Here is a 12,295-nt window from a genome sequence, read left to right on the forward strand (position 1 = left end):
CCCTTATTTGTGCGTGCCTTTGGGTCAGCATGTCGCGCAAGGGGACTGGGTGCAAGCGGCCTAGTCCTGGTCGGCCAATGCGCGTTCCAGTTCCGGCAGGAATCGCGTCTGGTAATCGGCATCGACCAGCGGGCCGGCGAACCGGTACAGAACCGTCCCGTCGCCATCGACGATGAAGGTTTCCGGCGGCGCGGTCACGCCCCAGTCGATGGCTGCCCGTCCGCGCGGATCGGTCGCCAGCGCCGCGAAGGGGTCGCCGTCGGCAGACAGGAACTGCAGCGCGTTGGCCTCGACATCGCGCAGATCGACGCCATAGACGGGCAGCTGTGCGGACAGCGCCATCAGGGTCGGATGTTCGATCCGGCAGGGCGGGCACCAGCTGGCCCAGAAGTTCACCAGCTTGACCCCCGGCTCGCGCAGCATCGCGTCGGTCAGCTGGGTCTTGCCGGGCAGCGTCGTGGCCGGCACGGGCGGCGCCTGACGCCCGATCATGGCCGACGGTACGCTGCCAGGATCATCGCGGTTCATGCCCCACAGGAAGGTCGCGGCCAGCGCCGCGAAGGCCAGCGGGGGCAGCAGCATCAGCGGCGCGATCCTAGCCATTGCGCTCGAACTCCTGCAGGGCGCGGCGGGCGCGGGCATTGGCCGCGACGGTGTGCCAGACCAGCCCCGCGATCAGCACGATGCTGACCCCATAGGCGGCCAGCACGGTGCCGGCATACCGTCCAAGATCGATCATGCGCGCATCTCCCTGGCTTGCAGCGCGGCCAGGCGGCGCTTGCGGATTTCGGTTCGGGTGCGGATCAGGATCAGCGCCAGCGTCAGCAGGAAGAACCCCAGCATCGACAGGTACAGCGGGTGGCGATAGACGGCCGACATCCGCTCTCCCGGGGCGACGGACAGGCTGGCGCCCTGGTGCAGGCCTTGGTTCCAGAACAGCACCGCATAGCGTGACAGCAGGGCAAAGACCGACCCCACCAGGCACAGTACGCCCGTCAGGTCGGCGGCGCTGTCGGGATCCTCGACCGATGCCCAGAGCGCGATATAGCCGATGTAGAACAGGAACAGGATCAGGAACGAGGTCAGGCGCGGGTCCCATTCCCACCACGTCCCCCACATCGGTTGACCCCAGATGGCCCCGGTCGCCAGCGCGATCAGTGTCATCACCGCCCCGATGGGGGCCGCGGCCCGGGCGGCCAGCGCGCTGACATGGTGGCGGCGGATGATCCAGATCAGCGACGCGACCAGCATCATCACCCAGATGTTGATGGCCATCATCGCGGCGGGCACGTGCAGGAAGACAATCTTGACCGTCGATCCCTGGCGGAAATCCTCGGGCGTCATGAAGCCCCAGACCACCCCGCCCACGCAGCAGATCGCGGCGCTGCCGACCAGCCAGGGCAAGGCCCCTTCGGTGGTGCGCATGAACTTGGCGGGGTTTGCGTATTCCCAGATCGACATGTGTCCGTGTATTCCCTGTTTTCCCCGCGCCCTCAAGGGCGTCTCACCGCAGATTGACGCGCAGCGCCGCCGCTGCCGCCAGCGGGATCAGCGCCAGCACCGCCAGCGTGATGCCCGCCAGGAACACCAGCGGCGTGCCGATGGCCTGCCCCTCGACCCCGCGGCGGGTGATCTCGGCGCCGAAGATCAGTGTGGGGATATACAGCGGCAGGACCAACAGCGACAAAAGCAGCCCCCCCCGGCGCAGACCGACGGTGATCGCCGCCCCGAAGGCCCCCAGCATCGACAGCGCCGGCGTGCCCAGGGCCAGCGACAGCACCAGCGCCGGCACGGCCTGCAGCGGCAGGTGCAGCAGCAGCCCGAAGATCGGGGCGGCCAGCACCAGCGGCAGGCCGGTGGTGATCCAATGGGCCAGAGCCTTGATCGCGACCGCCCCCTCCAGCGGCAGGGGGGCGGTGGCCAGCAGGTCCAGGCTGCCGTCCTCGTGATCCAGCGCAAAGATGCGATCCAGCGACAGAAGGCATGCCAGCAGCGCCCCGACCCACAGGATGCCCGGCGCCACGGGGGCCAGCGTGGCGCGGTCCGGACCGACACCAAAGGGCACCAGCGCCGACAGGATCAGGAAGAACGCGACGCCCAGGCCGAATCCGCCGCCCGCCCGCGTGGCCAGACGCAGGTCGCGGATCAAGAGCGCGATCATCCGAACGCCTCGTTGAAGCCGGACGGCCGCGCGACGGGCGCGCCGGGCCGGGCGCGGAACGGGGTCAGGTCCAGGACGCGCGCCTGCGGCAGGGTCAGGTCGATATGCGTGGCGATCAGCGCCGCACCGCCCTGCCCCAGATGGTCGGCCACCACCTGCGCGAAGCGCGCGACCGATGCGGCATCCAGCGACACCGTCGGCTCGTCCGTAACCAGCAGCCGGGCCAGCCCCAGCCTGCGTTTCTGCCCCGCCGACAGCGCCGCGGCGGGGCGCGTGGCCAGCGCGGTCAGGTCCATCGCGGCCAAGGCCCGATCGACGCCCTGCCCGCCAAAGACCCGCGCCCAGAATGTCAGGTTCTCGCGCGCCGTCAGGGCCGGTTTCAGCCCGTCGGCATGGGCGGCATAGGCGACGACGTCGTCGGCCATGTCGATCCGCCCCGCGACCGGGGACTGCAGCCCCGCGACCGTGCGCAGCAGCGTGGTCTTGCCCAGCCCGTTCGGGCCGCGCAGGATCAGCGCCTGACCGGGGTCCAGGGCAAAGCTGACGCCCTCGACCGTCCGCAGACCTCCGCGCGCGACGGCAAGGTCATGGACGGCCAGCAGGCTCACACGGGGATCAGGGCGCAGGCGACGCGCCGCCCTTCGGACAGGGTGACGTTGTAGGTGCGTGCCGCGGTGGCCGAGGCCATCGCCTCGACCCGCACGCCAAGCGCGTCCAGCTGCGCCGCCAGGTCGCGCGGGGCATAGCCGACCTGCGCCCCAAGGCCCAGGAACAGCACGTCCACGTGCCCGGCCAGCGCCAGCAGCGGGCCGGGATCGTCCAGCCCGCCCCAGGGCGTCACGCGGTCGGGCTCGACCACCTGCGCGCCCTGATGGACCTTTCCGGCAATGCGGAAGAAGCCGGGTCCATAGCCGTCGACCGCGTTCTGGCCGGTGAAATCCGTAGGCGTCAGGGCGGGCATCAGACCTCCTCGGCGCCCTCGAAGGGAGACACGTTCTTCTTGGGACCGTCGCCGTCCTTGGACCAGTCGCGTTTCACGCCCAGCCACAGAACGACGCTTTTGGCGACATAGACCGTGGAATAGGTGCCCACGAACACGCCCCACAGCATCGCGAAGACGAACCCGCGCACCACGTCGCCGCCCAGGACCAGCATCGCGGTCAGAGCGATGGCGGTGGTCACCGCGGTCATGACGGTCCGCGACAGCGTCTCGTTCACGGTCAGGTTCATGACGTCGATCAGCTTCATCGTCTTGAACTTGATCAGGTTCTCCCTCAGCCGGTCGAAGACCACGACCGTGTCGTTGACCGAGAAGCCCAATGTCGTCAGCAGCGCCGCGATGGTCGTCAGGTCGAACTTCATCTGAAGGAGCGCAAAGATGCCGACCGTCAGGATGATGTCGTGCAACAGCGCCACCACCGCCCCGATGGCGAATTGCCATTCGAACCGCAGCCAGATGTACAGAAGGATGCCCATCGTCGCTGCGGCGACGGCCATGATGGCGGTGCGGATCAGTTCGGCCGACACCTTGGGTCCGACGGATTCGACCGAGGCGAAGGTCACCTGCGGGTCGACCTGCTGCAACGCAGCCTCGACCTCGGCCAACTGCTCGGGAGAGACCGATCCCGCCTCGTCCGTCGTGCCGATGCGGACCATGGCGACGTGGCGGTCGGCCCCGAAGGACGGGTCGAACACCTCGGTGATCGACACGTCGCTGAAACCCATGCCGTCCAGCGCCTGGCGATAGTCGCCGATGTCGAAGGCGGTGGTGCTTTCGGTGCGGATCGTCGTGCCGCCCCGGAAGTCGATGCCGTAGTTCAGCCCCATGAAGATCGTGGCCAGGATCGACACGACCACCGCCACGGCGGACGCCCCGACGGTCAGCCACTGCCAGCGGAAGAAGTCGATCCGGGTGACGTCGGGGACCAGTTTCAGACGGAAGGCCATGATTGCGTCCCCCTTACAGGTTCAGCTGGACGGGCTTGCGCCATTCCAGCCAGGTGAGGATCATCAGGCGCGTCAGGAAGATCGCCGTGAAGACCGAGGTGACCAGACCGATGGTCAGCGTGACAGCAAAGCCCTTGACCGGGCCCGAGCCCAGATAGAACATCACCGCCGCCGCGATGAAGCTGGTGACGTTGGCGTCCATGATCGCGCTCATCGCTTCGCGGAAGCCGTCCTCGATGGCGCGGAACGGTCGTTTGGCGCGGCGCAGCTCCTCGCGGATGCGCTCGAAGATGATGACATTGGCGTCGACCGCGGTGCCCACCGTCAGGACGATGCCCGCGATGCCCGGCAGGGTCAGGGTGGCGCCCATCATGCTCATGATCGACAGGATCAGGATGACGTTGACCGCGACCGCGATCGAGGCGAACACGCCGAACAGCCCATAGCTGGCGATCAGGTAGGCCGCGACCAGCCCGGTGGCGACGATGGCCGAGATGCGCCCGGCCTCGATGCTGTCCTGGCCCAATTCGGGGCCGATGGTGCGTTCCTCGAGGAAGGTCAGCTCGGCCGGCAGCGCGCCGGCGCGCAGCAGGATCGACAGCTGGTTCGCCTGGTCGAAGTCCATCGAGCCCGAGATCTGGCCCGATCCGCCGGTGATCGCCGAGCGGATGACCGGGGCCGAGATGACCTCGTTGTCCAGGACGATCGCGAAGGGCTGGCCGATATTGGCCGAGGTATAGGCCCCGAACGCCCGCGCCCCTGTCGGGTTGAAGCGGAAGTTGACCGAAGGCAGGCCGTTCTCGTCGCTGGCGGGCATGGCGTCCACCAGATCCTCGCCGGTGACGACGGGGCTTTGCTCCAGGATATAGAACAGGTTCGGCTGGTCGATGGACGGCGCGATCGTCTGGCCGACGCCGGGCTGGGCCTGCGGGTCGGCGGTGGTGCCCACGACCGGGTTGAAGGTCAGCTGCGCGGTGGTGCCGATCAGCTCCTTGAGTTCCGCGGCCGATCCGATGCCCGGCACCTGGATCAGGATGCGGTCCTCGCCCTGGCGGGTGATGGTGGGTTCACGCGTGCCGACCTCGTCGACGCGGCGGCGCACGATCTCCAGCGATTGCTGGATCGTGCGGTCGTCGGTGACGGCCTTTTCGGCATCTGACAGCTGGATGGTCAGGGTCGCGCCCTGGGTGCTGATCGCCAGCGACTGCTGGCCCGCGCCGGTCAGCGTGGTGACGGGCGCGGAAAATCCGCGCACGATCTCGGTCGCGGCGGCCATCTGGTCGGCATTGCCGATCTCGATGGCCAGAACGCCGTCGGGGGAGGCCACGCGGCGGACCGATCCGACGGTGTCGCGGGCATCCGACAGCGCGCGACGCAGTTCGGGCCACAGCGCATCCATGCGCGACTTGTAGACCTGGTCGACCTGCACCTCGCCCAGCAGATGGGCGCCACCGCGCAGGTCCAGCCCCAGATTGACCAGATGCGACGGCATCCACGACGGCCACCCATCCCGCGCCGCGGCCAGTTCGGGCGTCTCGACGCCGGTGGCCTCGATCTGGGCCACGGCATCGTTATGCGCCTCGACGCGGGCGTAGAAGGCGTTGGGCAAGGCATATAGCAGGCCCAGAAGGCAGATCCCGAAAATCAGGACGCGCTTCCATCGGTCGATCTGAAGCATCTTGGCTAGGGCCTTTTCAGCTGTTTGCGGCGACAGGTTCGGTCTTGGTGACGACCTGTGCCAGGGTGCTGCGGATCACGCGGACACGCACGCCGGTCGCGATCTCGACCTCCAGCTCGTCCTCGCCCACCGACACGACCTTGCCCAGGATGCCGCCCTGGGTGACGACGCGGTCGCCCTTCTTGACGTTCTCGACCATCGTGCGATGTGCCTTCAGACGCTTCTGCTGGGGGCGGATCATCAGGAAGTACATGATCGCGAAGATCAGGATCAGCGGGATGAACTGCGCGAATGCAGCACCGGCACCGGCGCCGCCGGCGGCTTGGGCATAGGCGGGGGTCACGAACATCAAGGGTCCTTTCGGTCTGGGGGCGCGACCGGGGCCGCGTCAGGATTGGCGCGCAACCTAGCCGCGCTGTCCGCCCTTGGCAAGAAAGCGCCCGCCGCCTTGCTGGCAAGGGCGGCGAACGTCCTTGTGATCAGGGTTGCGCCGGCTGCGCCCGTTCGACCAGCCGCGCGAAGAAGCTGGCCCCGACCGGAGAGATCGCATCGTTGAAGTCATAGGCCGGGTGATGGACCCCCGCGCCGTCCCCCTGCCCCAGGAACAGATAGCAGCCGGGCCGCGCGTTCAGCATATAGCTGAAATCCTCGGCCCCCATCTCGCGGCCGGCGTCGGGATCGACATTGGCGGGGCCGGCGATCTCCTTGGCGACGCGCACGGCAAAGGCGGTCTGTTCGGCATCGTTGACCGTCGCGGGATAGCCTTCCTGATAGTTCAGGCGGATCTCCACGTCATAGGCCTGGGCCTGCCCGTCGCAGATCTGGGTCATGCGGCGGCGCACCATGTCGCGCACATGGGGCGCGAAGGTCCGCACCGTCCCGCAGATATAGGCCGTGTCCGGCACGATGTTGTCGGCGCTGCCGGTGCCGCCACGGCGGCCACGATCGGGTCGGCGGTCAGGTGCGGCATCGCGCCATGCCCGCCGCGGCCCTGCACGTCGATCTCGAACGTGTCGACGGCGGCCATGATCGGACCGGGGGTGGTCTGGAAGCTGCCGGTCTGCTGGCCGGGATTGTTGTGCATCGCAAAGACGCGTTCGATGGCAAAACGGTCCATCATCCCGTCCTGGACCATCGCGTCGCCGCCGCCGCCGTTCTCCTCGGCGGGCTGGAAGATCAGTGCGACGCGGCCGGCAAAGTTGCGCGTCTCGGCCAGGTACTTCGCGGCCCCCAGCAGCATCGTCGTGTGCCCGTCATGACCGCAGGCATGCATCCGCCCCGCCACGGTCGAGGCCCAGGGAAGGCCCGTCGTCTCGGTCATGGGCAGGGCGTCCATGTCGGCGCGCAGGCCGATGGTCGGGCCCTCTCCCTGCCCGCGGATGATCGCCACGATTCCGGTGCGGCCGATCCCCTCGTGGATTTCGTCCACGCCGAACTCGCGCAGGCGCGCCGCGACGAACGCGGCGGTCTGGCCGCAGTCGAAGCCCAGTTCGGGATGCTGGTGCAGGTGGCGGCGCCATTCGGTCATCTGATCTGCGAAATCGGCGATGCGGTTCAGGACGGGCATGTGGACTTGGGCCTTATGCTGTGGCAGTCGATGGGCCATCTTCCGCCTGACGAAGGGAATTGCAATGACCCTCGACCCCGCCGCGCAGATCACGCGTCTGCTGGACATCATGGCCGCCCTACGCGACCCCAAGACCGGCTGCCCCTGGGATATCGAACAGGACTTCGCTTCGATCGCGCCCTACACGATCGAGGAGGCCCACGAGGTCGAGGACGCGATACAGCGCCAAGCCTGGGACGAGCTGCCCGGAGAGCTGGGCGACCTGCTGCTTCAGGTGGTGTTTCACGCCCAGATGGCGCGCGAGGCCGGGATGTTCGATTTCGCCGACTGTGCCGCCGCGATCAGCGACAAGCTGATCTTCCGGCATCCGCATGTCTTCGGCGACGAATCCCGCGACAAGTCCGCCGAACAGCAGGTCAAGGACTGGGAGGCGATCAAGGCCGTCGAACGGGCCGGCAAGGCCGAACGCGGCACGCTGGACGGGGTCGCCATGGGCCTGCCCGCGCTGACGCGGGCGCTTAAGCTGCAGAATAGGGCAGCGCGCGTGGGCTTTGACTGGCCCGGCCCTGCGGACGTCCTGGACAAGATCACCGAGGAGACGGCCGAGTTGGTCGAGGCCCGCGACACCCTGGGCCCCGACGCGATGGAGGAGGAGTTCGGCGACCTGCTGTTCGTGATGGCCAACCTGGGCCGCCACCTGAAGATCGACCCCGAACTGGCCCTGCGCCGCGCCAACGCCAAGTTCACGCGCCGCTTTGCCGCCATCGAGGCCGCGCTGGCCGCCGACGGCCGCCGCCCCGAGGACAGCGACCTGGCCGAGATGGACCGCCTGTGGAACGCGGCCAAGGTCGCCGAGAAGGCCACCGGTTAGGCCGGCGCGGCCTCGGTCACCTGCGCCAGGGCCGCGTCATAGACCTCGATCCCGCCCTTGGACGCCCCCTCGGACAGGGTGCGCTTCCAGGCGCGGGCGCCGGGCTGGCCGTGGAACAGGCCCAGCATGTGCCGCGTGAACTGGTGCAGCCGCCCGCCTTTGGCGATGTGATCGACGATCATCGGGCGCATCGCCACGGCGACCTCGGCCGGGGCGGCAAAGGGCGGAACGTCGCCCCACAGCGCATCCGCGCCGCCCAGGATGTTCCACGGTTCGTGATAGGCCGCGCGGCCGATCATCGCCCCGTCCATCACCGCCAACTGGTCACGGGCCTGATCCAGCGTCGCGATGCCGCCGTTGATCGACAGATGCAGCGCCGGGAACTGCGCCTTCATCGCGTGGACCAGCGGATAGTCCAGCGGCGGGACCTCGCGGTTTTCCTTGGGGCTGAGCCCCTTGAGCCAGGCCTTGCGCGCGTGGATCGTCACCCGCCGGATGCCCGTGCGCTGCAGCATGTCCAGAAACTCGGGCAGCACCTGTTCGGCCTGCTGGTCGTCCACCCCGATGCGGCACTTGACGGTCACGGGCACGGCGCTGGCGTCCTGCATGGCCGCCACGCAATCGGCGACCACCTGCGGCGTGGTCATCAGGATTGCGCCAAAGGCGCCGGACTGCACGCGGTCGCTTGGACAGCCGCAGTTCAGGTTGATCTCGTCATAACCCCAGGGGGCGGCCAGCCGCGTGGCCTGGGCCAGTTCCGCAGGGTCCGATCCGCCCAGCTGCAGCGCCACCGGGTGTTCCGCGGCATCATGATCCAGCAGGCGCGGCCGGTCGCCGTGGATGATCGCCGGCGCGGTCACCATCTCGGTGTACAGCAGCGCACGGCGCGACATCAGCCGGTGGAACCGCCGACAGTTGCGGTCGGTCCAGTCCATCATCGGCGCGACCGAAAGGCGCGCGGCATCACTGATCGGGTCGGGCATGGGCGGTCCGGGATTGCGGGTCAAGGCCGCCGATATAGGCGCCCGCGGCGAAAAGCGCAAACCGGCAAGGGAAATGGTGGGTGATAAGGGATTTGAACCCCTGACATCTTCGATGTGAACGAAGCGCTCTACCACTGAGCTAATCACCCGTCGGGCTGGTCATTACCGCCAGCCGCAGCCGGTTGCAAGAGGGCGATGCGCGTTTCGACTAGCTGTTTTCCACGCCATCAGGCCGGTGGGGGGCACGGCGGCGCAGCCGCAGCGTGATGACATCGCCGCCGCGAGCGTCACGCTCCAGATTGATTCGCGCCCGCCCCAGGGGCGGCACTGCAAGGGTGTGCCCGGCGGACAGGACCATGCCAAGCTGCGCCAGCGTCGCCTCGATGATCGGGCGCGCATCGGTGCGCCGGGCGCCCGTCGCGGCCACGACCCGGTCGATGAAGTCTCGCTTCTGAACGACAATCGCCACATGCGGATCGTGCAGCACGGGCGTCGGGCCGTCGGCCCCGATGATTTCGGCTGGCATTGCTGTTCCCCCCGTCAGGCAATGATGGGATCAGCCTAGCGCGATTTGACGTTGCGTCAATCTATGTTAACGCCCGCCCGCACCATGGGAAAAGGGCCGGGGATCGCCCCGGCCCTTTCCTGTCAGTGCGCGACGGCGCTGCCCTGTCCATCGCTGCCGCGATGGTTGGCTAGCCGCGCGGCCTCGGCCGCCTCTTCGGCGGCCTCGTCCCATTCGATGGCCTTGGGCTGGCACACCAGGGCGTGGCGCAGAACCTCGCGCACGTTGCTGACCGGAATGATGGTCAGCCCCTGTTTGACGTTGTCCGGGATCTCGACCAGATCCTTTTCATTGTCCTGCGGGATCAGCACCGTCTTGATGCCGCCACGCAGGGCCGCCAGCAGCTTCTCCTTCAGCCCGCCAATGGCCAGCACATTGCCGCGCAGCGTCACCTCGCCGGTCATGGCGATGTCCTTGCGGACCGCAATTCCGGTCATGACCGACACGACCGAGGTCACCATGGCGATGCCCGCCGACGGACCATCCTTGGGCGTGGCGCCCTCCGGGACGTGGACGTGGATGTCGCGCTTGTCGAACTCCGGGGGCCTGACCCCGATATCCGGCGCGATCGAGCGCACGAAGCTGGACGCCGCGTCGATCGATTCCTTCATCACCTCGCCCAGTTTGCCGGTGGTCTTGACGCGACCCTTGCCCGGCAGGCGCAGCGCCTCGATCTGCAGCAGATCGCCCCCGACCGAGGTCCAGGCAAGACCCGTCACCACGCCGACTTGGTCCTCCTTCTCGGCCAGGCCATAGCGGTGGCGGCGCACGCCGAGGTATTCCTCGACCTTCTCCGGCGTCACCTCGACCGACTTGACCTTGCCCTTCAGGATCTCGGTCACGGCCTTGCGGGCCAGCTTGGCGATCTCGCGCTCCAGCGAACGCACGCCGGCCTCGCGGGTGTAATACCGGATCATGTGGGTCAGGGCCTCGTCCGAGACGCCGAATTCCCCCTTGCGCAGACCGTTCGCGGCGATCTGCTTGGACAGCAGGTGGCCCTTGGCGATCTCTCGCTTTTCATCCTCGGTATAGCCCGACAGGCTGATGATCTCCATGCGGTCCAGAAGCGGGCCCGGCATGTTGTAGCTGTTGGCCGTGGTCACGAACATCACGTTCGACAGATCGTATTCCACCTCAAGATAGTGGTCCACGAAGGTCGAGTTCTGTTCCGGATCCAGCACCTCCAGCATGGCGGATGCCGGATCGCCCCGGAAATCCTGGCCCATCTTGTCGATCTCATCCAGAAGGATCAGCGGGTTGGTCGTCTTGGCCTTCTTCAGCGCCTGGATTATCTTGCCCGGCATGGATCCGATATAGGTCCGGCGATGACCGCGGATCTCGCTCTCGTCGCGCACGCCGCCAAGGCTGATGCGGATGAACTCGCGCCCCGTCGCCTTGGCGATGGACCGTCCAAGCGAGGTCTTGCCAACGCCCGGAGGACCGACCAGCGTCAGGATCGGGCCCTTCAGCTTCTGGCTGCGGGCCTGCACGGCCAGATACTCGACGATCCGCTCCTTGACCTTGTCCAGACCATAGTGGTCGGCGTCCAAGATCGCCTCGGCGCGGCCAAGATCCTTGCGGGTGCGCGACTTGACACCCCAGGGTAGCGACAGCAGCCAGTCCAGGTAGTTGCGGCTGACGGTCGCCTCGGCCGACATGGGTGACATCGACTTCAGCTTCTTCAGCTCGCCCTCGGCCTTATCGCGGGCCTCCTTGCTGAACTTGGTGGCGGCGATCTTCTGCTCCAGCTCGGCCAGTTCGTTCTGGCCGTCCTCGCCATCGCCCAGCTCCTTCTGGATCGCCTTCATCTGCTCGTTCAGATAGTATTCGCGCTGAGTCTTCTCCATCTGGGTCTTGACGCGCGACTTGATCTTCTTCTCGACCTGCAGGACAGACATCTCTCCCTGCATGTGGCCATAGATCTTCTCAAGGCGTGCCGCGACCTCCAGCGTATCCAGCAGGTCCTGCTTGCGCTCCAGGTCGATGCCCATGTGTCCGGCAACAAGGTCGGCCAGCTTGCCGGGTTCGGACGCCTCGGACACAGCGGTCACGACCTCCTCTGGGATGTTCTTGCGGACCTTGACGTACCGCTCGAACTCCTCGGTCACGGTGCGCACCAGAGCCGCCACGGTGGCCTCGTCGCCCATGGTCTCGTCCAGAACACGCGCCTCGGCCATGAAATGGTCGTCATGAGGCACAAAATCGGTGATCTCGACACGCTCGCGCCCTTCGACCAGCACCTTGACGGTGCCGTCCGGCAGCTTGAGCAGCTGCAGCACGTTGGCCAGAACCCCCGCGCGGAAAATGCCGTCCTCGGTCGGCTCGTCAATCGCTGCGTCCTTCTGGGCGGCCAGCAGGATCGGGCTGTCCGACTCCATGACAGCCTCCAGCGCGCGGACCGATTTCTCGCGTCCGACGAACAGGGGAACGATCATGTGCGGGAAGACGACGATATCCCGCAGGGGCAGCACCGGATAGGTCTGGGTGGTGAATTCCGTCATGGTATGTCCTTTCTGCCCGAAG

Annotated in this window: 13 protein-coding genes, 1 tRNA gene and 1 pseudogene; 1 reads left to right on the forward strand and 14 read right to left on the reverse strand. The window is 67.4% G+C overall.

All coding sequences use genetic code 11. The features are described 5' to 3' along the window. Positions 1 to 60: 60 nt before the first annotated feature. The 10 genes and pseudogenes from GBO37_RS15520 to GBO37_RS15565 form a co-directional block, all read right to left on the reverse strand. Positions 61 to 603 (reverse strand): DsbE family thiol:disulfide interchange protein, encoded by a 543-nt coding sequence (locus GBO37_RS15520; protein WP_240542525.1) that lies wholly within the window; start codon positions 601 to 603, stop codon positions 61 to 63. After that, positions 596 to 739 carry a heme exporter protein CcmD gene (gene ccmD / locus GBO37_RS15525; protein WP_045981131.1) on the reverse strand — a complete coding sequence of 48 codons (144 nt, stop codon included), beginning with the start codon at positions 737 to 739 and terminating at the stop codon, positions 596 to 598. The genes GBO37_RS15520 and ccmD overlap by 8 nt, the downstream gene beginning before the upstream one ends. Then, complete coding sequence (locus GBO37_RS15530) at positions 736 to 1,461, reverse strand: heme ABC transporter permease (RefSeq protein WP_127898151.1); 726 nt, start codon at positions 1,459 to 1,461, stop codon at positions 736 to 738. The genes ccmD and GBO37_RS15530 overlap by 4 nt, the downstream gene beginning before the upstream one ends. Positions 1,462 to 1,504: 43 nt before the next feature. Beyond that, positions 1,505 to 2,161, reverse strand: a complete 657-nt coding sequence (gene ccmB, locus GBO37_RS15535) for a heme exporter protein CcmB (RefSeq protein WP_127898150.1) — start codon at positions 2,159 to 2,161, stop codon at positions 1,505 to 1,507. Further along, positions 2,158 to 2,769: a heme ABC exporter ATP-binding protein CcmA gene (gene ccmA, locus GBO37_RS15540; protein WP_252929931.1), complete on the reverse strand. Its 612-nt coding sequence runs from the start codon at positions 2,767 to 2,769 to the stop codon at positions 2,158 to 2,160. The genes ccmB and ccmA overlap by 4 nt, the downstream gene beginning before the upstream one ends. Next, positions 2,766 to 3,122 carry an Mth938-like domain-containing protein gene (locus tag GBO37_RS15545; RefSeq protein WP_148910672.1) on the reverse strand — a complete coding sequence of 119 codons (357 nt, stop codon included), beginning with the start codon at positions 3,120 to 3,122 and terminating at the stop codon, positions 2,766 to 2,768. Before GBO37_RS15545 ends, ccmA begins: the two co-directional genes overlap by 4 nt. After that, positions 3,122 to 4,108, reverse strand: coding sequence for a protein translocase subunit SecF (gene secF / locus GBO37_RS15550; protein WP_045981126.1), 987 nt, complete (start codon positions 4,106 to 4,108; stop codon positions 3,122 to 3,124). The genes GBO37_RS15545 and secF overlap by 1 nt, the downstream gene beginning before the upstream one ends. 13 nt (positions 4,109 to 4,121) lie before the next feature. After that, complete coding sequence (gene secD, locus GBO37_RS15555; RefSeq protein WP_252929932.1) at positions 4,122 to 5,786, reverse strand: protein translocase subunit SecD; 1,665 nt, start codon at positions 5,784 to 5,786, stop codon at positions 4,122 to 4,124. A gap of 16 nt (positions 5,787 to 5,802) precedes the next feature. Beyond that, entirely contained in the window at positions 5,803 to 6,135 is a 333-nt protein-coding gene (gene yajC, locus GBO37_RS15560) for a preprotein translocase subunit YajC (protein WP_045981124.1), read from the reverse strand. Positions 6,136 to 6,265: 130 nt separating this feature from the next. After that, a pseudogene (locus GBO37_RS15565) lies at positions 6,266 to 7,353 on the reverse strand (M20 aminoacylase family protein). A gap of 64 nt (positions 7,354 to 7,417) precedes the next feature. Between GBO37_RS15565 and mazG the strand changes: the two are divergent. After that, a complete protein-coding gene (gene mazG, locus GBO37_RS15570; protein ID WP_252929933.1) occupies positions 7,418 to 8,224 on the forward strand; it encodes a nucleoside triphosphate pyrophosphohydrolase in 807 nt (268 codons plus the stop codon). Here the strand turns inward: mazG and dusA are convergent. The 4 genes from dusA to lon form a co-directional block, all read right to left on the reverse strand. Further along, on the reverse strand, positions 8,221 to 9,207 hold the full coding sequence (dusA, locus tag GBO37_RS15575; protein WP_252929934.1) for a tRNA dihydrouridine(20/20a) synthase DusA: 987 nt from the start codon (positions 9,205 to 9,207) through the stop codon (positions 8,221 to 8,223). The two genes, mazG and dusA, sit on opposite strands and share 4 nt — an antisense overlap. A 74-nt stretch (positions 9,208 to 9,281) precedes the next feature. After that, positions 9,282 to 9,356 (reverse strand) — tRNA-Val (locus GBO37_RS15580). Positions 9,357 to 9,415: 59 nt separating this feature from the next. After that, complete coding sequence (locus GBO37_RS15585) at positions 9,416 to 9,733, reverse strand: DNA-binding protein (protein WP_252929935.1); 318 nt, start codon at positions 9,731 to 9,733, stop codon at positions 9,416 to 9,418. 122 nt (positions 9,734 to 9,855) lie between these two features. Then, positions 9,856 to 12,273: an endopeptidase La gene (gene lon, locus GBO37_RS15590; RefSeq protein WP_252929936.1), complete on the reverse strand. Its 2,418-nt coding sequence runs from the start codon at positions 12,271 to 12,273 to the stop codon at positions 9,856 to 9,858. Between the last annotated feature and the right edge of the window lie 22 nt (positions 12,274 to 12,295).

The sequence above is a fragment of the Paracoccus sp. 08 genome, assembly GCF_024105395.1.
GTDB lineage: Bacteria > Pseudomonadota > Alphaproteobacteria > Rhodobacterales > Rhodobacteraceae > Paracoccus > Paracoccus marcusii.